The organism is Nonomuraea sp. NPDC050691 (assembly GCF_040654455.1).
Classification (GTDB): domain Bacteria; phylum Actinomycetota; class Actinomycetes; order Streptosporangiales; family Streptosporangiaceae; genus Nonomuraea.
Genome location: NZ_JBFAIA010000008.1, coordinates 1 through 20,583, shown reverse-complemented (window position 1 = coordinate 20,583; position 20,583 = coordinate 1). Strand labels below are relative to the sequence as shown.

Here is a 20,583-nt window from a genome sequence, read left to right as displayed (position 1 = left end):
GCTCAGCCCTCCGCCGGCCGGCGGAAGAGGGCGGTCAGGAGGAACGGGACGCCGAAGTACGGGGAGTCGGGCGGCTGCTCCTCCATCCTGCGGATCTCGATCTCGTTGAGGTCCGAGAAGATCCAGCGCAGCGCCTCGGCGCTGTAGGCCAGGCCGCCGTGCAGGCGTCCGTCCCGGTGGAAGTCCTCGTCGGAAAGCTCGGAGCCCATGGCGCCGGCGGCGAAGCAGGCGACGGCGCGGTGGCCGCCGGGCGCCAGGACCCGGTCCAGCAGCTCGAGGTAGCTCACGCGGCGGTGCGGCGGCAGGTGGTGCAGGCAGCCCGAGTCGTAGACCAGGTCGTACCCGCCCGACGCCAGGTCGGCGGTGAAGGCGTCGCCGCAGATGAAGCGGACGTCGGCGCCCATGTCGGCGGCGCGCTGCGCGGCCCACTCGACGGCGGCCGGGGACAGGTCCACGGCGTCCACCTCGTAGCCGAGCGAGGCGAGGTAGAGGGCGTTGCGGCCGGGGCCGCAGCCGAGGTCGAGGGCACGGGGTGAGGTCCGGGCACGGTCCGGGGTCCGGGCACGGTCTGGAGGGGCAGCGCTGTCGGCGGGGACGGGATCGCCTGGGGCGAGGAGACCACGTTCGACGTACGAGACGAGGCTACCGTCCGGCTTGGTGGCGAAGAACGGGACTGGTTTGGACCGGTCGGCGTAGAAGTCGTCCCACCAGGCCGAGGCTTCGGCGGTCCACCGGTCGGCGTCGGCCGCGAAGAGCCGGTCCAGGATCTCCATGCCGTTGCCGTCGGAGGAAACCGGCGTCTCCATGCGGTCCGAGCCGGAGGCGGAGAGCCGCTCCAACAGCTCGTCGACGTCTTCCATCGTGCGGATGGTGCGGTTCACGCGCTCCCCCTGTGGATACCGGCGACATTTGCGATCTTAGGAGACCGCCGCGCCCGAGGAGCGTCGCGTGGCGAAGAAGGCGTCGAGGGCGGCCTGCTGGTCGGGTGCGAAGGCGCGGGAGGAAGGCCGCGCACTGCCTGCCGACGAAGAACAACCAGAACTCCGATGTGGTCACGACATTTCCGAACATGGACCAGTTGAGGGTGGTCGTGTACTGGTCGGTCCGGCACTCGTGCCCCCCGCTGGTCAGCCGGAGCGTCGTCGGGACGCACAGGTACGCGAGCCGCCGCCGCGCGGTCCGGCGGATCGCCCACGTCAGCGCGACCGGGAACGCGACCGCCCCGGCTAACATGCCGGTCGCCAGGCCGAGGTCGCCAGGCCGAGGTCGCCAGGCCGAGGTCGCCAGGCCGAGGTCGCCAGGCCGAGGTCGCCAAGAACGCCGCACACCGCTCCCGCCGCGGCCAGGACCGCCGGGAACACCACACGGAGCGTCCTGAGCTGCCGCCTGACGCCCTCCCCGAGCGCTCGCGTCACCTCGTCCGGCGCGGGCGTGTACTCGATCGCGCGGTCCACCGTAGAGCCGATCTCCCGCCACTCGATCGCGCGGTCCACCGTGGAGCCGGTCTCCGCTACTCGTTCACGCGGTGGCGGTGGGCGCGGGCGCGGAGGAGGGCGGTCGTGGCGTCGTCGGCGGGCAGGAAGGCCTCCAGGCGCAGCTCGGCGAGCGTGACGTCCGTCGCCGTGGCGAACGACGTCAGTGTCGTGATCAGCCGCAGCTCCCCGTCGGCCGTGGCCAGCCGCATGGGCACCGCGAAGCCGAGGTGCTCCGGTCCGACCGGGGTCTGGGGCACGTACCCGGCCAGCTCGGCGACCAGGGCGTCGAGGCGGGGGTCGGGGCTGCGGCGGGAGCGGGCGCGGAGGTTCTCGACGACGTGCCGCCCCCACTCCGGGAGGTTGCGCACGCGGGGTCCCATCCCGTCGGGGTGGAGCATGAGCCGCAGCATGTTGAGCGGGGGTTCGAGCAGCTCGGGCGCCGCGCCCTCGGTGAAGACCTCGATGGCGGCGTTCTCCGCCACGACCTGCCCGTACGGCCCGATGACCAGCGCCGGGTACGGCATGTGGCCGTCCAGGATCTGCTCCAGCGCCGCGCGCACGGGACGCAGGGCCGCCTCGTCGAAGCCGGACTCGGCGAACACCGGCGCGTAGCCGGCCGCGGTGAGCAGGTCGTTGCGCTCGCGGAGTGTGAGGCCGAGCGACTCCGCCAGCCGGATCACGATGGCGCGTCCCGGCAGCGATCGGCCGCTCTCGATGAAGCTCAGGTGGCGCTGGGTCGTGCCGGCCAGCGTGGCGAGTTCGAGCTGGCTGACGCGGCGCGTCTGGCGCCACCGCTTCAGCTCGCCCGCGATGCCGCCGATGGCGGTTCGCTCCGTCATGGTGCTCACCCGGTAGTTCTATCCGCTTCGTACGACCGTCGGCGATTCCCTCCGGGGAATTGCCCGATGTCATGGTTCGTCCGGACGATCCCCTCGTACCGGAAACACCGCGAGGAAGGACGTGCGATGAGGAGCTATCACCTGGAGCCGGGGCGCGGGCTCGACGGGCTGACCATGGCGGACCGCGACGAGCCCGCGCCGGGACGCGGGCAGGTCGTGGTGCGGATGCGCGCCAACGGGCTGGGCTTTCGCGACCTGTTGGTGCTGAACGGCGACTACCCGCTGCCGATCAGGCCCGGCATCGTGCCCGGCTGCGAGGGCGCGGGCGAGGTGGTGGCCGTCGGAAAGGACGTCACCCGGGTCAAGCCGGGCGACCGGGTGGCGGCCGCCGTGTTCCCGCAGTGGCATGACGGGCCGTTCCTGCGCGAGAACGCCGCCCAGCTCGGCACCATGATCGACGGCATGCTGACCGAGTACGCGGTGCTCGGCGAGGACGGCGTGGTGCCCATCCCGGAGCACCTGTCGTTCGAGGAGGCGGCGGCGCTGCCGCTGGCGGCCGTGACCGCGTGGAACGCGCTGACCTCCGGCGGCATGCCGCTGCCGGGCGACACCGTGCTGACACTCGGCTCGGGCGGGGTGTCGCTGTTCACGCTGATGTTCGCCAAGGCGGCCGGCGCCCGGGTGATCGTGACGACGTCCGGCCCGGACAAGGCCGGGCGGCTGCGGGAGCTCGGCGCCGACGACGTGATCGACTACCGGGCGACCCCCTCCTGGTGGGAGGAGGTCCGCGCGCTGACGAACGGGAGAGGCGCGGACCGCGTCGTCGACCCGGCGGGGCCCCTGGAGCAGTCGCTGCGGTCGGTGGCGCTCGGCGGTGAGGTGGCGTTCGTCGGCTACCGGCTGTCCGGCGCCGAGGGGGCGAGGCCGGTGGACCCGGCGGTCCTGTTCGGCGCGGGCGCGGTCCTGCGTCCGGTGGCGACCGGCAGCCGGGCCCACTTCCTCCAGGTGAACCGGGCCATGGCCGCGCACCGGCTGCGTCCCGTGATCGACCGGGCGTTCCGGTTCGAGGACGTCCACGAGGCGTACCGCTACTGCATGGCCGGCGGCGGCTTCGGCAAGGTCGTCATCAGCCACGGCTGAGAGCCGGCGAGGCTCCCAGCCGTGTACTCGTCAGCAGGTGGAGCGGTCCGTGGCCGTGCCCGTCTCGCAGGCGGAGCGCTGGGCGCGGCCGCGGAGCCGGGCCAGCGGCGAGTCGCCGGCGACCTTGAGCTGCGGCGAGGCGCCCGTGGCCGTGGATCGCGGCGTGGCTCCCGTCGCGTCGGGCCGGCCCGTCGCGTTGGGCTGGGCGGAGGACGAGGGGCCCGCGGTGTCGGGCTTGGCCGACGGCGCGGCGCTCGCGCTCGTGGACGTGGACGTGGGCTGGGCGGCCTGCTCGCCGCCGCCCCCGAGGAGCTGGGCGGCGCGGTTCTCGTCCGTGAGCGGGGCGACCAGGGCCGCGCCCGGCTTCTCCTCGATGAACACGCCCTGCCCGATCGGGATGTGCACGGACGCCTGGTACGCCTGCGCCTGCGGCGACGCCGCCCGGCGCTTGGCCCGGGTGAGGGCGTTGTCCACGTAGAACAGGCCACGGCCGGCCGTGCCGATCGACTGGCGCAGGCCGTCGAGCGTGGTGCCCGTGGGCTGCTCGACCCGCAGCCGGATCTGCCCGCCGGTGTAGCCGCGGCCGAGCTTGCCGGCGAGGACCTTGTCGACCTTGACCACGACGCTGGCCCAGCGGATCGCCGCCTCCTGGCTCTCGTACGGCACGACCCGCGGCGTCGGCGAGTCGTCGTCCGAGGCGTACGCGATGCCGGGCTCGACGCCGACAACCGTGCCCTCCACCAGCGCGGCGGCCGGACGGAACGCGCCGGACGGCCGGGCGCCGGGCGTGATGTCGTCGAGCGAGTCGAACAGGTACTGTCCCGTCCCGCCGGCGTCGGTGTGGAGCTGGGACCAGAAGGACCGCTGGGGCTGCTGCCGGGCCGCGCTCTGCTGGGCGGCGCACCCGACGCTGGAGGCGACGGCGACGGCGGCGAGGCCGGTCGTGAGGAGCTTGAGGTTTCGCATCGCCGGTCTCCTAGTAGCGGCCGTTGATATGGGCGACGTCGTGCGCGCTGTACTTGAGGATCTTGTGCGCGCCGGTCTTCAGGCAGGACGTCGACTCGGTGGAGTGGTCGAGGCCGACCGTGTGCCCGACCTCGTGGCAGGCCAGGGCCTGCCGCTGCGTCGCGGTCATCCAGTCGATGTCGCGCAGATCGTAACGGACCTCGTACTGGTCGCAGCGCCACGGCTGGCCGCTGCTGGCCGGGGCGATGGTCTTGACGCACTTCGAGTACGCGTACAGGTTGTAGCCGGTGCTGGAGCCGTCCCAGTCGAGGTCCCAGTGGTCGACGTAGTAGCGGTCGAACGACTCGACGTCGGTGCTGGGGTCGGGCGTGGTGTCGGCGGCCACGGTCATGTCGGTCTGGGCGTCCAGGTTGAGCAGCGCGGCCTTCACGGCGGTGCGGGTGCGGGTCTCCAGGGACGCGTAGTTGTACCAGTGCTTGCCGTTGTCGGCGAAGGGGCAGCAGCCGTTGCCGGAGCCGAAGCCGTTCGCCCCGGCGGGTGACGCGGTGGCCGCCATGACGGCTGCCGCGAGGACGAGTGCGGGGAGGAGCTTTCGCGGAAACATGTGATCCAGAAATAGGGGAAAAGGGAGTCCGGATATCTTGCCGGGTAGATAAGGGGCGATCAACCCGGTGTATCCCCTTTGGCGGCTCTAGGCTGTGCGCTGTGACATCCGGGCGTACGGTCATCGACGGCCGATTCGAGCTGGTCGGGCGGTTGGGCAGCGGCGGCATGGGGACGGTGTGGCGTGCCTATGACCTGGCCCTGCAACGTGAGGTCGCGCTCAAGGAGGTCCGCCCGTCCGACTCCCCCGACCCCGACTCCAGCCGGGCCCACATGCTGCGCGAACGCGTGTTGCGCGAGGCCCGCGCCCTGGCCCGGCTCGACCATCCGAACGTGGTGACCATTCACCACATCATCGACACACCGGCCCTGGCGCACCCGTGGATCGTCATGGAGCTGGTGCGCGGCCGGTCGCTGGCGGACCGGCTCTCCGAGGGGCCGATGACGCCCGCCGAGGCGGCCCGGCTGGGGCGCGGGATCCTGGCCGCGCTGCGGACCGCCCACGAGTCGGGTATCTGCCACCGCGACGTGAAGCCGGCGAACGTCCTGCTGCGACCCGACGGCAGCCCGGTGCTCACCGACTTCGGCATCGCGGCGATGCTCGACTCCCCCGGCCTCACGGCCAGCGGCGACGTGGTGGGCTCCCCCGAGTACATCGCCCCGGAACGGCTGCGCGGCCACGAGGGCGACCCCGCCTCCGACCTGTGGTCGCTCGGCATGCTGCTGTACGTGGCGGTGGAGGGCCGCCACCCCCTGCGCCGGGACACGCCCATCGCGACGCTCGCGGCCGTGCTGAACGCGCAGGTCCCGCCGCCGCACCGGGCGGGGCCGCTGGCGAACGTGCTGCACGCCCTGATGACGCCCGATCCTCGGGCGCGTCCACCGCTGGCGGAGCTCGACCGGATGCTGGCCAGGGCCGAGGAGCAGGCGGCGACCGCACCCCCACCGCCCTTCGCGCCGCCGCCCGCCGGCGCCATGTCGTCCGGCCCCATGTCGTCCGGTCCCATGTCGTCCGGTCCCATGCATCCGTCCGGTCCCATGCACCCGTCCGGCCCCATGTATCCGGGTGGTCCCATGCCTCAGGGGCCCGCGCCTTCCGGGCCCGTACCACCCGGCGGTGGTTTCGCGACCGGCCCGGGGCGGCAGCAGGCGTACGCGGGCCTGCCCACAGGCGATGTGAAGCGGCGCTCCGGCGGGCGGCGGGCCGCGACGATCGCGGGGGTGGCCACCGTCGGCGGCGTCCTCGCGGCCGCCCTCATCGTGGTCCCCCGGCTGCAGGACCGCACCACGCCCGATGACCCGGGTACGACGTCCACCCCCAAGGAGACCGAGACCACCACGGGCAAACCCAGCACGGGCAAGCCCACCAGGACCGAGCCCGCCGACACGGACCCCACGGAGCCCGCGGACCCCGCGGCGGCGGGGAACCTCCTCACCCCGGCAGGCATCCGCGCGACCATCGCCGCGCTGGAGAAGGCGTCGGGCAGCACGCAGTTCACCGGACTGACCGTGTGGGAGGAGTACGCGATGGCCGATGCGCCGGTGCGCGGCAGGAAGGGCGCGTACGACAGGTACATGTTCCGCGACGGTCAGGTGACCCGCATGACGGGAGGCACGCTCACCCCGGGCACGAAGCCGTTCTCGGCGAAGACGTTCGACTGGAACGCCCTGCCGAACCTCCGCCGGCAGGCCGACCGGCGGCTCGGGATCAAGAAGCCGAGCACGCATTATGTGATCGTGCAGGGGTCCTGGGTGTTCGCCAACAACCAGCCGGTCATCCTGTACTACGTCGGCGACAAGTACGGCACCGCCTACCTGGCGGCGGACAAGAACGGCAAGATTCTCCGGTTGATGGCGATCTGAACCCTCAGAAGGACGTGTACGGGCGGAGCAGGGCCGTCAGTTCCGGGTCGCCATCGCCTCGGAGGTCGGCCTCGGCGATCTGCCGGGCCGCGCCGGCCAGCAGGTCGGCCACCTGGATCCTCGTGTCCGACACGGAGGGCGCCAGGCGGAACGCGTCCAGCCGGTCGCCGCCGGGCAGGGGCCGCGCGAGGCTCCTCAGCTCGGCGATCCGCTCGTCGGTCAGGATGGTCTGCCGGTCGTGGACGACGCGCACGCGGACGCCGCCCCGGCCCCAGTGGGCGACGGTCTCGACGATGGCCGCGATGAGCGGGTCGAGGGCGGGCATCGCGCCGGGGACCCGCGCGCCGAACGCCTCCACCTGTGGCCTGGCGCGGAGGAGCAGGTCCATGAGCTCGGCCACCGGGCCGCCGGGCGGCGCGGCGGGGCGCAGGGACTCCACCAGATCGTAGGCGGCGTCCGCCGAGAACTCGATCCGGCCGTTGCGGGCTCTCATGACGTCGTTGAACGAGGCCAGGAACGCGGTCCAGGTCTCCGCGCCGTACACCCGGGGCCCCTCCAGGCGAAGCCCGGCGGCCAGGTGGCGTGCCCGCGCGGGGCTGCCCGTGAGCAGGTCGGCGAGCCGGACGGTGAAGAAGTGCGGCTTGTCGATCAGGTGGACGTGGGCGTGGCCGAGGAGCGGGCCCGAGGGGCCGAGGAGCCAGGCCACGACCCAGCGGTGCTTGGCGCGGCGGAGGATGCTGGATTTGTACTCGGTGGTGGGTGAGGGCGCCCGCTCGCGCACGGCCTCGAGGCACCGCGCCGCCGCCCGGGCGTCCATCCGCACGCTCGCGTGGGCGAACATGTCGGTGTTGCCGCCGACCAGCTTCTCGCCCTCCGAGCCGGACTCGTCGCAGGCGATCTCGACGGGGAACCCGAGATCGTCGAGGATAGGCTCTTCCACTGACCAGCTCTCTCACGGCCCGGCCCTCGCGGATGGGTGACGCTGATGGTTCGAGGTCCGGCGGATTCCCAGTCTGGCAAGGACGACCGGGACCGCTCAAGCGGGTTTCGACCTGCCACGGAGGCGGCACGCGAACGCTGCCGGGCGACTACGTCCGACCGTCCTTGGTGGGACGCACCTCGCCCTGACGGGAGCAGCGGCCGGACGTGCAGCCCGGGCGGTGATGAACGCCCGCAGGACGTGGCCGAGACCGTCAGTCAGATACGCCATACGGCAATGCGAATTAGCGCCGCATTTACTTGTTGATCATAGTCCTCGCCGATGACGACGGCAAACGCGGGGCTTCCGGTATACGAAGGACGCCACGACCGCCATTTGGTGATTTTTCCTAACTGCAGGGCATGTGTATCGTCGTACCCGAGCGACGGCGCACAACCGCCCCGCCGCCGATGTGCTTGAACGCAGAAAGGTTTAAGGTTGCAGCAGATGAGGTATTAGCTTTCGCGACCCAGTGACCTCGGAGAGTTATTCTCCAGATAATTCCGCGCGCCGTGCCGAACAGCCGCGCCACCTCTTCTGACGTCTCCGGCCATTGCCCACAGGAGACCGCGCGGCCGAGCCGCATCGGGCGTATTCGCCCCGCACGCACCACCCATGAACTGCAGTAAGGCACCGTCCGCGCAGTGAGCGTACGGTGCCCTCCCGCGTGCCCGCACACCGTGACGAAACCCGCACACGACAGCGAAAGGAGATCACGTGAGAAGCTCCACCCCGACGAAGAAGGGCGGTGTCGAGCAGTCGTGACCGCCATGGACAAGACACTTCCCCGCACGTCCGTCGTCCCCGCCACGCTGGACGTTCCGTTGACCGTCCCGACGTTCATGAAGCTCGCCGGGCGCCTGGCCGGGTTCCCGTTCGTGAAGGTCGTCGTGGACCTCGAAAAAGCGCAGTTCCACGTCATCGACAGCACCGGCAACCCTTTGCATGTGCATTACATCGCCGAGCACATCCTCGGCGTTCCGGCGGAGAACCTGCTGCGCGACATAGACGCCTTCAACCACGACGTCTACGTCCGCCCGGACCGGCGCTTCCTGCTGGGCCTGCTCGCGTTGCACCGGCGCAGGCAGGGTGACGGCGACGGGGAGGAGCGCGTCTTCCTGTCGCTGGAGACCGTGGAGGCCGACACCATGTCCGCGGACATGCTGCTGTCCTTCTACCGCCACGTGCGCGCGCACCTCCACCCGTCGGTGCCGCTTTTCCTCAAGCCGGCCAACCACCTGCAGGAATCCCATGTCGCAGGCATCCCGGAGGAGGAATTACCCCGGCTCCTCGCCCACGAGCTGCTGTCCCAGGCGCCGTTCGTGCCGCTCAACAGCGGCACCGCGCACGGCAGGCTCCGGCTCTTCGCCTCGGCCGCCGACTACCGCGCCGCCGCCGGCTCCGTGGAATGGCACGACATCATCGTCATGCCTCGCGTACCCGACGACATCCCCCGGGTGACCGGTCTGGTCAACACGGAGCACACCACCCCGCTGTCGCACACCAACGTGCTGGCCACCGGGTGGGGCATCCCCAACGCCATCCAGACCGACCTGCTCGACCGGCCCGGCCTGGCCGACCTCGACGGCGGCTGGGTGAGGTACGAGGTGGCTCCCGACGCTCCCGGGGTGCTCATCGAGGCGGCCGACCCGCCCGCCGGTCTCGACTCCCGGCCGCCGTGGACCGCCGAACGCGTCGCGCTGGAACGGCCCGAGACGGCCGCCGCCGAAATCATCCCCCTGTCATGGCTGCGGATGGGCGACCACTATCGCTACGGCACCAAGGCCGCCAACCTCGGCGAGGTGTGCCAGGTGCTGGAACACGGCTCTCGCCGGTGGCTCGGCTTCTACCAGATCCCCCGGCCGCCGCGGTCCGACCTGCTCAGCTACCTGGCGGGGCGGCTCGGCGTCACCGGTCCCGCCGACGACGCCACCCTGTCGGCCGCCGCCGAACGCCTGATGAGACAGCACGTCGAGGTGCCGCGCGGTATCGCGCTGCCCTTCTCCCTGCAGCGGCAGTTCCTGGAGTCGTCGCCGCGGATCCAGCAGACCATCGGCCGCCTGAAGATGGCGGTGGAGGCCGGAACTCACCACGTCGAGGACATCTGCGCGGAACTCCAGCAGATGATCGTCGAGACGCGGCTCCCCAGCGACCTCCTGCGGCGCATCGACGACGCCATCGTCACCCACCTGTCCGGTGTCGGGCAGTTCGTGGTGCGCAGCTCGTCCAACGCGGAGGACCTGGCCGGCTTCTCCGCGGCGGGGGTGTACGAGTCGGTGGCGCACGCGCGCACCCTCGAGTCGATCGCCGACGGCGTCAAGGAGGTGTGGTCCTCGCTCGTGTCCGCGCGCAGCGTACGGCTGCGCGAGCAGGCGGGCATCCCGCTGGAGGACTGCTACATGGGGGTGATCGTGCAGGAGTGGGTCGACGTCCCCCTCGGCGGCGTCCTGGTCACCTGCAACCCGGCCGACCCCCGTGACTTCAGGAACGTCTACGTCAACATCTCCCTGGGCTCGGTCGCCGACGTCGTCACCGGCACCGGCGATCCCCTGCAGCATCTCTACAACACCGTCGAGGGCGGCGGCCGGACGATCTCCCTCGGGTCCGCGCGGTCCGACCTGGCCCCCGCCACGAAGGACTCCCTCGCCCGCCTGGCGCTGATCGGCCGCCTGCTGCAGTCCCACTTCTCCCCGGACTACCTCTACGGGGTTCCCGTCGACATCGAGTGGGCCCTGGACGGCGACCGCATCAAACTCCTGCAGATCCGGCCCTACCGGCCCACATCATGACGGCGGGCACCGCACCGGCCGTCCGGCGCGTCGTCAGGCTCTTCAACGGTTACAAGCTGTTCACCGGTCTGCTGTGGTGGCTGCCGATCTACTACGTCTACCAGCACGACAGCGGACTGTCCGACGGGCAGATCTTCGGCATCCAGAGCATCTACTACCTGGCGTTCTGTCTCCTGGAGATCCCGACCGGCGCGCTGGCCGACCGCTTCGACTACCGCAGGTTCCTGCAGGCCGGCGCGCTCGTGCTGACGGCGGCCAACCTGGTCCCCGTCGCCTGGACGTCCTACACCGGGTTCCTCGTCCACTTCCTGCTCGTCGCGCTCGGCAATTCGCTGGTGTCCGGCGCGGGCAGCGCCTACCTGTACGAGTACCTGCGGCGCTCGGAGTCCGTCGCGGCCTACCAGCAGGCGGAAGGCAGCGGACGCGCCTACACGCTGACCGGCCGTATCGCCGGCCTTCCCGCGGCCGGTGTGCTCATGCAGTGGTACGCGCCTTCGCCGTACTGGCTGTCGGCCGCCTGCAGCGCGGTCGCCGTGCTGATCGCGCTCCGGCTGCCCGCCCTGCCGTCGGGGGACGCGGGGCGCGACGGACGGCGCCCGTCGGTGCGCGAACAGCTCCTCGTGGGCAGGACGCTCTGGCGCTCCCCCCTCCTGATGCTGCTCATCGCCCAAGGGGTGGCCGTCTTCACCCTGGTGCGCATCGGTCAGGCCAACCTGTTCCAGCCGATCCTCACCGTCAAGGAGTTGCCGCTCGCGGTGTTCGGCGTGGTGATGGCGGTGACCACGGTCTTCGAGCTGGTGGGCGCGGCCCGCTCGACCTGGCTGCGGCGCTTCGGGGACGTGCCGGTGGTGTTCGCGCTCACCGTGGTCATGGCGGCCACGCTGGCCCTGCTCGTCCCGGCCGGGCTGACCGGGACGGTGATCTGCCTGTGCGTCTTCTCGCTGGCCTCGGGCCTGGTCTTCCCCGTCCAGCGGCGGCTGATCAACACCGCCATCACCGATTCGCGTCACCGCGCCACGCTGCTGTCCCTGGAGTCGCTCATCGACCGCTCCGTCTGCGCCCTCGTCGTGCTCGCGCTCGGCGGCTACCTGTCCAGAGGCGCGATGGACCTGTTCCTGATCCATGTCGCCGTCGGGACGACCGTGCTCATGGCGGCGCTGGCCGTACTGCTGCGCAGGAGCCGGCAGCGGCCGCGCGCCGCCGCGGAGGCATCCACGGCCACGAAGGAGAACGTCACGTGAACAAGATCCTGTACGTCTACGCCAAGGGCGGCGCGCCGCTCGAACACGCCTTCCCGCGCATCGCGGGCTGCGGCGAGTTGCACGTGCTCGCGCTCATGCCGCTGCCGGACAACGGGTCGGAGCTGTGGCGACCGCACTGCGCGAGCATCACCGAGGCCCACGCGGGCGGCGTCCGCGGGGAGGCCGCCGTGGACGAGATCGTCCGGCACGCCAAGGCCATCGGCGCCGACGCCGTCATGACGCTGTCGGAGTTCGCGGTCCTGGCGGTGGCGCACGCCGCCGACCGGCTCGGCCTGGCAGGAGCCGGCGCCGCCGCGGCGGAGAAGGCCCGCGACAAGCGGCTCATGAGGGAGAGCTGGGCGGCCGCCGGTGTGCCCATTCCCGGTTTCCGCCGGGTCTCGACCGAGGCGGACCTGCGCACCGCGCTGGCCGAGCTGACCCCGCCGGTCCTCCTGAAACCGGCGTGGGGCGCCGGCTCGATCGCCCAGCTCGTCCTCCGTTCACCGGACGACGTGCCGGCCGCCTGGGTCCAGGTCGCCGCCGCCCTGGACAAGGGCAACGAGGTGGGGATGAGCGAGTTGTACGAGAGCGAGGCCGACCGCCACCTGATCGTCGAGGAGATCGTCACCGGTTCCGTCGACGGCTGGTACGACGTGCCGGGCTACGCCGACTACGTCAGCGTGGAGGGGATCGTCGCCGACGGCGTCTACCACCCGCTGTGCATCGCGGCGCGGATGCCGCCGATCCCGCCGTTCAACGAGGTCGCCAGCCTCATGCCATGCGTGCTGTCCGAGCCGTTGCAGCGCGTCGTCGAGGAGGTCTCCAGGCAGGCCGTGGACGCGCTCGGGCTCGGCACCTGCGGCACGCACACGGAGCTGAAGCTTCGGGCCGGTGGGGTGCCGGCCGTCATCGAGACCGGCGCCAGGTTCGGCGGCGTCATGATCACGCGGCAGGTCGAGGAGGTGTTCGGGCTGGACCCGATCGCCATGCTCACCCGGCAGTTGCTCGGCGAACGCGTCGTCTACCCCGAGCGGATGCTCGTCGAAGGGCACGGTGCGGCCGCCTCCGTCGTCGCCGTTCCCGCCGACTCCGCGGGAAACCCGTGGCGCAGCACGCCCCCCTGGTCACCCCGCGCCGTGGACTGGCCGGCGATCCTGTCGCCGGGCAGCGCCATCGAAGCCGTGGCGGCCTTCGACCGGCCGATCGGCCAGGCCGTCCCCGCCTACGATCCCGCCGCCGGCGTAGCGAACTGGCTGGGCGTCTTCATGCTCACCGCCGCTGACGCGGGAACGCTGTTGCGGGACTGCAACGCCCTGCTCGACGGCCTCGAGGACGGGCTCAACGGCCGAACCTCCAGCCCGGGGGGAAGATGAGCGCCCGCAGGCCGTGCCCCTCGATCTTGGACGCCCACTCCTCCTGCGTCGGCAGGATCTCGCCGTCCCCGTCCAGGGCGCTCTTGACCGGCGTGTAGCCGAAGCCTGAGCCGAACAGCCGCGCCACCATCTCGCCGCCGCGCGTGGCCGGGCCGGGCAGGCCCAGCTTGGCCACGTCGTAGCCGAGGATGTAGCCGGTGTTCCCGGCGACGATCTTCCCGAACTCGTCGGCGTTCTCGCCGCGCGACCTCGTCGGCTGCCCGTTGGAGGCGTCGCTCACCGCGTCGAGCGCGAGGGCTCCACCGGCGTACGCGGCGCCGTCGATGGCGGCGTAGTTGAGGGTGGTGAGCACGTACTTCGGCAGGCAGATCTGCAGGATGCGGCCGACGTTGAGGCCGAAGACGGCCTTGACCGTCTGGGCCAGCTTCACCAGGCGCGCCATCTGGGCGGCGGCCATCGCCTGCGCCACGCCGTACAGCGCGGTCGTGAGCGGCTGGAAGCAGACCAGCCACAGCAACTGGATGATGGCCTTGTCCAGCTCGGCGAGCTGCTTGCGCACCGCCTCCACGAGCTCGGCGTACGCGTCGCAGCCGGCGGCGATCACGCGGCAGTCCTTGGCGAACGCGGCGGGGAAGCCCATGATCCGCTGGATGTAGAGCCGGGCGAAGGCGTCCACGCTCTCGCCGCTGTTGTTGTTCCACACCGAGGCGGCGGCGTCGTTGGCCATTTCGGCGACGCCGCCGATCTTGTCGACCTGGGACGACTGCTCGGGGCCGTTCAGGTCGTCGGCCAGCTCGCGGAAGGCGGCGGCCGCCTTGCGCAGCTCGGCGGGGTCGATCTGGGGCGCGGTGACGCCGGCGTAGATGCGCAGCGCCACCATGGTCCCGCCGGAGGCGACGAGCAGGGTCGTGAGGAGCGTGGCGGGAGACAGGGTCCTGGCCCCGGACAGGGCCGTCGGCGACAACATCGGCCTGATGTTCATCACCATGGCTTGTCCCCCTTCGGCCACTCGTAGACCGGCACGTCATCGAGCTTGACGTCGTCGGCGATGCCCCAGTCGGTCACGACCGTGTTGCGGCGCATGGTGAGGATGCCGTCGGCGATGTCCTCGTACACCTTCGCGAAGTCCGTGATCCACTCACGCATCTCGTCGCGCTTCGGCTTGTACCACTCGACGAACGCCTTGTCGGCCTCCTCCTCCGTCGGCCAGCCGCCCAGCGCGTCCAGTATGCCGAACGCCTTCCTCACGGCCAGCCGCCATGCCGCGGCGGCGTCGTCGAAGGCCGGTGCGGCCTGTTTCCTGAGCTGCTCGTGGTTGAAGTCGAAGGACTGCTGTGACGGCGGGTCAGAGGGCGGCTCTGCCATAGGTCTCCGATAATCGCGCGGACGTGATCGTCATGCGGCCATGCTCACGATGTGAGATGTCGAGCGCGATTCGCCTTCGTTACGATCAGATCTACGCTTGCGAACATCCGGCGTTCACCTGGTCTTCGCCCGCGGACACCGGCGGGCGGGCCGGCTCCTCCCCGTCGCCGGCCCGCTACCGGGAGGCGTCACCTGCCGGGCGTGCGGTGCCCGCCCTCGTGGTCGCCGTTGGCCGCCCTGCCGTCGTTCAGGGTGGCCTTGTACGTGGCGCCCTGCGGGCTCCTGACCGTGGCCGTGGCGCCCGGCCGGACCCCCTTCGCGAAGACGGTGACCTTGTACGCGTCACCCGCGGCGACCTTGCCCGGCGTGACCTGGGCCTTCACCGCCTGGTCCTTGGGCGCGTGGGTGGCCGTCGTGGTGCGGGCCGGGTCCTTGGCCGGAGCGGCGGCGGCGAGCGAGACGCCCGCGAACGGCACCGTGAGCTAGAACCGCCGTCTTTGCCTGCCCTGAGTCCGGCATTCCTTTACTTTGAGATGAACGTGAAGTTTGTCTGAGCCAAGGAGCCCGCTCATGCTCGACGACGATCCGTTACTGCCGGCCTCCGTGGCCCGCGCCCTCGACGACTACCGCGCCCTGCGTGACGAGCACGGGCCCACGTGGGGCGAGGACCGCCTGACGTACGTCGTGCAGGCGTGGGCCACCGTCTTCCTCGACGCGGAGCGGCACGACTACTGGGGCACCGGCTTACGGCAGCTCGCCGAGCGCCATCCGGACGCCTCGCCCGGCGACCTCGAGGACCGCCTCGGCGAGGTGGACGCCGAACGCGTGGTGCGGGACGCGCTGGCGGGCCACGTGCCCGACAACCTGCCCGCGCTGCGGCTCACCCCCGGCCATGGTCACGCGCTGGAGTGCGTCCCGCGGGTGGTCGCCGGCGACGGCCCGCCCCCGCGTACGGCGCTGCTGCTCGACTCCAGCCGGTACGAGCCCGTCACCGTGCTCGTGGACGGCACGCCCCGCGAGGTCGAGCCGGGCGGGGCGCGCGTGGTGGAGGTGGAGCGGGAGGTCTCCGTCGACGGGCGGCGGGTGGACCTCGCGCCGCTGGTCAGGCGGGTGCCGGCGGCCCGGCTCCGGTTGCGCGCCGGGTTCCCCTGCCGGTGGAGCGTGACCGGCGCGAACGGCCAGGGCTGGTATCCCGCCGGCGTGCCGCACAAGATGGACGCCCACCGCCGGCCGTACTTCCACGGCGACGACCTCGTCCTCACGGTGCCCGCCGAGCCGATCACGGTGACGGTGACGCGCGGCATGGAGTACGCCGAGGCCAAGATCGAGCTGACCCCGGCCGCCGGGGAGGAGACGCCGGTCGAGCTGACCCCCGAGCGGCTGTACGACGCGGCGGCGCGCGGCTGGTACGGCGGCGACCTGCACGTCCACCTCAACTGGATGGGCGAGGAGCCCGCCGCGCCAGCGCTGGCCGCGGCGGCGCAGCACGGCGAGGACCTCCATGTGCTCAACCTGGTGGCGGGCAACGTGGCGGGCGCGCGGGTGTACGACCTGGAGGCGCTCACGCACTGGCTGGACGCCGACCTGCCCTGGTCGGACGCGCGGCACGTGGCCAGGTTCGGGGTCGAGTACCGGGAGGACCTGGTCGGCCACCTCAGCGCGTTCGGGCCGCGCGGGTTGCCCGGACGCTTCCACGCGGGCTTCGCCGGCACGGTGGACTGGCCGCCGAACGCCGTCGCCTGCGAGGAGTTGCACGGGCTCGGCGCGGTCCTCGGCTACGGCCACCCGTTCCACACCTCGTTCTCCGACGCCGACCCGCCGGACGTCGTGCTCGACCGGGGACGCGACTGCGCGGCCAGGGAGATCGTGGCCGACGCCGCGCTCGGCCTGGTGGACACCCTCGACGTGCTGAACCACTCCTCGATCGCCGGCACGGCGGGCGTCTACCGGCGGCTGGTCGGCGCGGGCAACCGGCTGGCGGTGACGGCGGGGACGGACGCCGTGCTGTCGTTCCTGCGCCGCGGCACCGCGTCGGGCCCGCCGGGATGGGCACGGGTGTACGCGCGGGTCGAGGGGCCGCTGACCGTCGAGTCGTATGCGGAGGCGGTCCGGCGCGGCCGTACCTTCGCCACCTCCGGCCCCTGGCTGGAGCTCTCCGTGAACGGCCTCGGCCCGGGCGGCACCCTCGACGTGGCGCCGGGCGAGCGGGTGGAGATCACCGTCACCTCGGTCGGGCCGGAGGTGGAGGAGCTGGAGATCCGCACGGCGGACGGGGTGCTGGCGCAGGGACCGCCGGGACGGCTGAGCGCGACGCTGGTCGCGGGCGAGCCGACGTACGTCGTCGCCGTCGCGACCGGCGGGCCGCACCCGCGCGCCCACCCCCGGAGCGGGGTCTACGCGCACACGAGCCCGGTCTACCTGGACGTGGCGGGCGCGCACGTGGCCCGTCCGGCGGACGTGCGGTGGTGCCTGGCCTGGCTCGACCGGCTGGAGGAGATCCTCAAGGAGTCCGGCCGGTTCGAGAGCGAGCAGCAGTACGAGGATCACCTGGCCGTGTACGAGCGGGCCCGTGAGGTCTACCGGTCACGCCTCCCCTGAGCCCCCCTTCGAACCCGGTCAAAACCGTGATGAAACACTGAAAGGTGACGAAGGGGGACGTCATGATTGAAGTCAAGAGCATCGACAAGCCCGACGAGCGCCGCGACTTCCCGATGGGGCACCTTGAGGTGTGCAACCTGACCGGCCTGACCTTCGGCGTGGCCACGTTCGAGCCGGGATGGCGCTGGTCGGCGTCCGTCAAGCCGATCGCCGGGACCGAGTCGTGCGAGGTCCACCACAACGGGTTCGTCGCCAAGGGCAGGCTCCACATCCGCATGAACGACGGCACCGAGGCGGAGGTCGGCCCGGGCGAGGTCTTCGTCGCGCCGCCGGGGCACGACGCGTGGGTCGTGGGCGACGAGTCGGCCATCGTGTTCGACTTCGCGAGCGGGATCGCGGAGTACGCCAAGGCGAAGGACGCCTAGGCGTCCAGGCGGACCTCGACGCCTAGACGTCGAGGCAGGCCTCGAAGGCGGCGGTCAGGCGGGCGAGGTCGGCCGGGGTCGGTTCCTCCGGCCCGAGGTTGCGGCGCAGCGCCCCCACCCCGAGGAAGACCGCCGTCGCCAGCCGGGCTCGGGCCATCGCGTCGGGCCCGCCGATGCGCTCGGCCAGCGGCTCGACCAGGGCCGTGCGTATGCGCTCGCCGACGAGCTGCCGGATCTCGGGATCGCCGGCCGAGCGTTCGAGCGAGCGCAGGATGCGGCTCTCGGGGTCGGCGTGCATGCGCAGCGCGGCGTACTCGGCGAGCCGCGCGGGCAGCCCGGCCCGGTCGCCGTCGAGGACGGGGGCGATCGTCGGCTCCCCCGCCAGCACCTCGCGGAACAGCCCGGCCTTCGACCCGAAGTAGCGGCCGACCAGGGCGAGGTTGGCCTCGGCCGCAGCGGCGATCATGCGTACGGTGACGTGCTCGTAGCCGTGCTCGGCGAACAGCGCGCGGGCCGCCGCGAGCAACCGGGCGCGCGTCGCCTCCCGGCCCCTCGGCCGCGCCTCCACCTGAACCTGCTCCACCCGAAAACTCTAGCGTCCCCAGCCCACTTGCCGCCCGGCTAGTAAACAGGCGTATACTGGAGCGACGCGCGTTCCGCGCCCCATTCCCCCCGGCTCCGGACAGGAGGCATGACGCCCTGATGACGCAGACGCGGCATTACACCCACCGCGAGATTCTGAAGGTGATGTCGGGGCTCATGCTCGCCATGCTGACCTCGATGATCTCGACGTCGGTGGTCGGCACGGCCCTGCCGACGATCGTGGGCGAACTCGGCGGCCAGGACCAGTACTCGTGGGTGGCCTCCGCCACCATGCTCACGATGACCGTGTCCACGCCGCTGTGGGGCAAGCTGTCCGACATCTTCGGCCGCAAGCTGCTCTTCCAGGTGGCCCTCGGCCTGTTCGTCGCCGCCTCGCTCGTGGCCGGCCTCTCCCAGGACATGGGCCAGCTCATCGCCGCCCGGGCCGTGCAGGGCATCGGCGTCGGCGGCCTGTCGGCCCTCGCGCAGGTCATCCTCGGCGACATCGTCTCGCCCCGCGAGCGCGGCCGCTACTCCGGCTACATGGGCGCCGTCTTCGGCATCTCCACGGTCGCCGGCCCGCTGCTCGGCGGGTTCATCGTGGACGCCGACTGGCTCGGCTGGCGCTGGTGCTTCTACGTCGTCGTGCCGTTCGCGGTGGTCGCGTTCGTGGTGATCCAGCAGGTGCTGAAGCTGCCGAGGATCAGGCGGGACACCACGATCGACATCTGGGGCGCCACCACGATCACGGCCAGCGCCACGGCCCTGATGCTGCTGCTCACGCTCGGCGGCCAGGAGTTCGAGTGGAACTCCCCCTGGACGTACGCGCTCGGCGGCGTCAGCGTGCTCATGCTCGTCCTGGCCGTCCTCGCCGAGCGCGCGGCCCGCACGCCGATCCTGCCGCCCCGGCTGTTCCGCAACCGCACGTTCGTGCTGACGAGCCTGTCGTCGCTGTTCGTCGGCATGGCGATGTTCGGCGCGATGATCTACCTGCCGCAGTACCTCCAGATCGTCAAGGGGCTCAGCCCGGCGCACTCCGGCCTGATGACCCTGCCCATGGTCCTCTCGCTGTTCGTCTCGGGCGTGGTCTCCGGGCGCATCGTCACCCGTACCGGGAAGTGGAAGATCTTCCCGGTCGCCGGCCTGCTGATCGTGTCCGTGGGCCAGTTCATGCTGTCGCGGCTGCACGTCGACTCCAGCGAGTGGCTCATCGGGTTCGACGTGGCCGTCCTGGGCCTCGGGCTGGGCCTGTCCATGCAGATGCTCATCCTCGCCGCGCAGAACGGCTCCGAGCCGCGCGACATGGCCTCCACCACGGCCGGCGTGTCGTTCTTCCGGTCGCTCGGCGGCGCCGTCGGCGTGGCCGCGTTCGGCGCCATCCTCGTGAACCGGCTCAAGGACGAGATGACCGGCCTGCTCGCCGCCCAGCACGTCAAGGTGCCCGGAGGCGGCTCGATCTCGCTCGGCAGTCCCAGCGAGATCCAGCAGCTGCCGGAGCCGATCAGGGGCATCGTGCTGGAGGCGTTCACCCGGGGCCTGGAGACGGTGTTCTTCGTGGGGGTGCCGGTCAGCCTGCTCGGGTTCGTGGCCGTGGTCTTCCTCAAGGAGCTGCCGCTGCGCGGCGCCGCGCGGCAGCCCGCCGCCGCGCCGGCCGCCTCGGAGTCGGAGCCGGCCGGTACGGCTACTCACTCGTAGTGGTAGCGGGCCTGCAGGACGACGATCTCGTCGTCGGCGGGGAGGTACACCAGGCGGTGCTCCTCGGTGACCCGCCGTGACCACGCGCCTGCCAGCGCGTACTTCAGCGGCTCGGGCTTGCCGATCCCCTCGAAGGGATCGCGCAGCGCGTCCTCGATGAGCCGGTTGATCCGCTTGAGGATCTGGCGATCGGCCATCTGCCAGTGGACGTAGTCTTCCCAACCCTGACTGGTGAAGGCGACCTTCACCGGGGAGCCTCGTCGTCCAGCAGTTCGCGACGCTCGTGGCGTCCCTCGACCGCCTCTCGGTACGACTCGATCAGCCGGCGGGCGTTGGCGGGAGAACGCAGCAGATAGGCCGTCTCCCGGAGGGCTTCGTACTCCTCCGCGGCCACCAGGTAGGCGTTTCCGCTCCTGGAGACGATCTCCACGGCGGTGCGGTCGTTGTTGACCTCTTCGATGAGCGGGAACAGGCGGCGACGTGCCTCGCTGGCGGTGATGGACATGACCTTCCCCCTTCAGTGGTACAGCTTTACGGTACCACTCAAGGGGTCGGTCAGCACTCGATGACGTTGACGGCCAGGCCGCCGCGTGAGGTCTCCTTGTACTTGTCGAGCATGTCGCGGCCGGTGTCGCGCATGGTCTTGATGG

At 71.5% G+C, this 20,583-nt stretch carries 20 protein-coding genes; 8 read left to right on the top strand and 12 right to left on the bottom strand.

Translation table 11 applies throughout. The features are described from left to right. Window positions 1–2: 2 nt before the first annotated feature. From AB0H81_RS05325 to AB0H81_RS05315, 3 genes are all read right to left on the bottom strand, one after another. Window positions 3–881 carry a class I SAM-dependent methyltransferase gene (locus tag AB0H81_RS05325; protein ID WP_358369556.1) on the bottom strand — a complete coding sequence of 293 codons (879 nt, stop codon included), beginning with the start codon at window positions 879–881 and terminating at the stop codon, window positions 3–5. 345 nt (window positions 882–1,226) lie between these two features. Continuing rightward, window positions 1,227–1,493 carry a hypothetical protein gene (locus AB0H81_RS05320; RefSeq protein ID WP_358369553.1) on the bottom strand — a complete coding sequence of 89 codons (267 nt, stop codon included), beginning with the start codon at window positions 1,491–1,493 and terminating at the stop codon, window positions 1,227–1,229. 17 nt (window positions 1,494–1,510) lie between these two features. Next, window positions 1,511–2,314: a helix-turn-helix transcriptional regulator gene (locus AB0H81_RS05315; RefSeq protein WP_358369550.1), complete on the bottom strand. Its 804-nt coding sequence runs from the start codon at window positions 2,312–2,314 to the stop codon at window positions 1,511–1,513. Between the two features lie 126 nt (window positions 2,315–2,440). On the opposite strand from AB0H81_RS05315, the gene AB0H81_RS05310 reads away from it, so the two are divergent. Continuing rightward, window positions 2,441–3,454 carry an NAD(P)-dependent alcohol dehydrogenase gene (locus AB0H81_RS05310; protein ID WP_358369547.1) on the top strand — a complete coding sequence of 338 codons (1,014 nt, stop codon included), beginning with the start codon at window positions 2,441–2,443 and terminating at the stop codon, window positions 3,452–3,454. Between the two features lie 30 nt (window positions 3,455–3,484). Here AB0H81_RS05310 and AB0H81_RS05305 read toward each other — a convergent pair whose 3' ends face one another. Next, on the bottom strand, window positions 3,485–4,420 hold the full coding sequence (locus AB0H81_RS05305; RefSeq protein ID WP_358369544.1) for a hypothetical protein: 936 nt from the start codon (window positions 4,418–4,420) through the stop codon (window positions 3,485–3,487). A 10-nt stretch (window positions 4,421–4,430) separates the two neighbouring features. Then, window positions 4,431–5,024 (bottom strand): hypothetical protein, encoded by a 594-nt coding sequence (locus tag AB0H81_RS05300; protein WP_358369543.1) that lies wholly within the window; start codon window positions 5,022–5,024, stop codon window positions 4,431–4,433. A 101-nt stretch (window positions 5,025–5,125) separates the two neighbouring features. On the opposite strand from AB0H81_RS05300, the gene AB0H81_RS05295 reads away from it, so the two are divergent. Then, window positions 5,126–6,886, top strand: coding sequence for a protein kinase (locus tag AB0H81_RS05295; RefSeq protein ID WP_358369540.1), 1,761 nt, complete (start codon window positions 5,126–5,128; stop codon window positions 6,884–6,886). 4 nt (window positions 6,887–6,890) lie between these two features. Here AB0H81_RS05295 and AB0H81_RS05290 read toward each other — a convergent pair whose 3' ends face one another. Beyond that, window positions 6,891–7,826 (bottom strand): hypothetical protein, encoded by a 936-nt coding sequence (locus AB0H81_RS05290; protein WP_358369538.1) that lies wholly within the window; start codon window positions 7,824–7,826, stop codon window positions 6,891–6,893. Window positions 7,827–8,635: 809 nt separating this feature from the next. On the opposite strand from AB0H81_RS05290, the gene AB0H81_RS05285 reads away from it, so the two are divergent. The 3 genes from AB0H81_RS05285 to AB0H81_RS05275 are packed head-to-tail and all read left to right on the top strand — an operon-like array spanning window position 8,636 to window position 13,268. Then, window positions 8,636–10,654, top strand: a complete 2,019-nt coding sequence (locus AB0H81_RS05285) for a PEP/pyruvate-binding domain-containing protein (protein ID WP_358369535.1) — start codon at window positions 8,636–8,638, stop codon at window positions 10,652–10,654. After that, entirely contained in the window at window positions 10,651–11,895 is a 1,245-nt protein-coding gene (locus AB0H81_RS05280; RefSeq protein ID WP_358369533.1) for an MFS transporter, read from the top strand. The genes AB0H81_RS05285 and AB0H81_RS05280 overlap by 4 nt, the downstream gene beginning before the upstream one ends. Next, window positions 11,892–13,268, top strand: coding sequence for a hypothetical protein (locus AB0H81_RS05275; protein ID WP_358369531.1), 1,377 nt, complete (start codon window positions 11,892–11,894; stop codon window positions 13,266–13,268). Before AB0H81_RS05280 ends, AB0H81_RS05275 begins: the two co-directional genes overlap by 4 nt. Here the strand turns inward: AB0H81_RS05275 and AB0H81_RS05270 are convergent. The 3 genes from AB0H81_RS05270 to AB0H81_RS05260 form a co-directional block, all read right to left on the bottom strand. After that, window positions 13,234–14,256 carry a hypothetical protein gene (locus tag AB0H81_RS05270; RefSeq protein ID WP_358369528.1) on the bottom strand — a complete coding sequence of 341 codons (1,023 nt, stop codon included), beginning with the start codon at window positions 14,254–14,256 and terminating at the stop codon, window positions 13,234–13,236. The genes AB0H81_RS05275 and AB0H81_RS05270 overlap by 35 nt on opposite strands. After that, window positions 14,250–14,633 carry a hypothetical protein gene (locus AB0H81_RS05265; RefSeq protein WP_358369526.1) on the bottom strand — a complete coding sequence of 128 codons (384 nt, stop codon included), beginning with the start codon at window positions 14,631–14,633 and terminating at the stop codon, window positions 14,250–14,252. The genes AB0H81_RS05270 and AB0H81_RS05265 overlap by 7 nt, the downstream gene beginning before the upstream one ends. A gap of 188 nt (window positions 14,634–14,821) precedes the next feature. Further along, a complete protein-coding gene (locus AB0H81_RS05260) occupies window positions 14,822–15,109 on the bottom strand; it encodes a hypothetical protein (protein ID WP_358369523.1) in 288 nt (95 codons plus the stop codon). Between the two features lie 94 nt (window positions 15,110–15,203). Here AB0H81_RS05260 and AB0H81_RS05255 point away from each other — a divergent pair, with 94 nt between their 5' ends. Further along, window positions 15,204–17,231: a CehA/McbA family metallohydrolase gene (locus AB0H81_RS05255; protein WP_358369520.1), complete on the top strand. Its 2,028-nt coding sequence runs from the start codon at window positions 15,204–15,206 to the stop codon at window positions 17,229–17,231. A gap of 62 nt (window positions 17,232–17,293) precedes the next feature. Further along, window positions 17,294–17,656, top strand: coding sequence for a cupin domain-containing protein (locus tag AB0H81_RS05250; protein WP_358369517.1), 363 nt, complete (start codon window positions 17,294–17,296; stop codon window positions 17,654–17,656). Window positions 17,657–17,678: 22 nt separating this feature from the next. Here AB0H81_RS05250 and AB0H81_RS05245 read toward each other — a convergent pair whose 3' ends face one another. Next, window positions 17,679–18,239, bottom strand: coding sequence for a TetR family transcriptional regulator (locus AB0H81_RS05245; protein ID WP_358369514.1), 561 nt, complete (start codon window positions 18,237–18,239; stop codon window positions 17,679–17,681). A 119-nt stretch (window positions 18,240–18,358) separates the two neighbouring features. Here AB0H81_RS05245 and AB0H81_RS05240 point away from each other — a divergent pair, with 119 nt between their 5' ends. After that, window positions 18,359–19,933: an MDR family MFS transporter gene (locus tag AB0H81_RS05240; protein WP_358369512.1), complete on the top strand. Its 1,575-nt coding sequence runs from the start codon at window positions 18,359–18,361 to the stop codon at window positions 19,931–19,933. Here the strand turns inward: AB0H81_RS05240 and AB0H81_RS05235 are convergent. Next, complete coding sequence (locus tag AB0H81_RS05235; RefSeq protein WP_358369805.1) at window positions 19,924–20,130, bottom strand: Txe/YoeB family addiction module toxin; 207 nt, start codon at window positions 20,128–20,130, stop codon at window positions 19,924–19,926. The genes AB0H81_RS05240 and AB0H81_RS05235 overlap by 10 nt on opposite strands. 47 nt (window positions 20,131–20,177) lie before the next feature. Then, window positions 20,178–20,438: a type II toxin-antitoxin system prevent-host-death family antitoxin gene (locus AB0H81_RS05230; protein ID WP_358369509.1), complete on the bottom strand. Its 261-nt coding sequence runs from the start codon at window positions 20,436–20,438 to the stop codon at window positions 20,178–20,180. Window positions 20,439–20,583 lie beyond the last annotated feature (145 nt).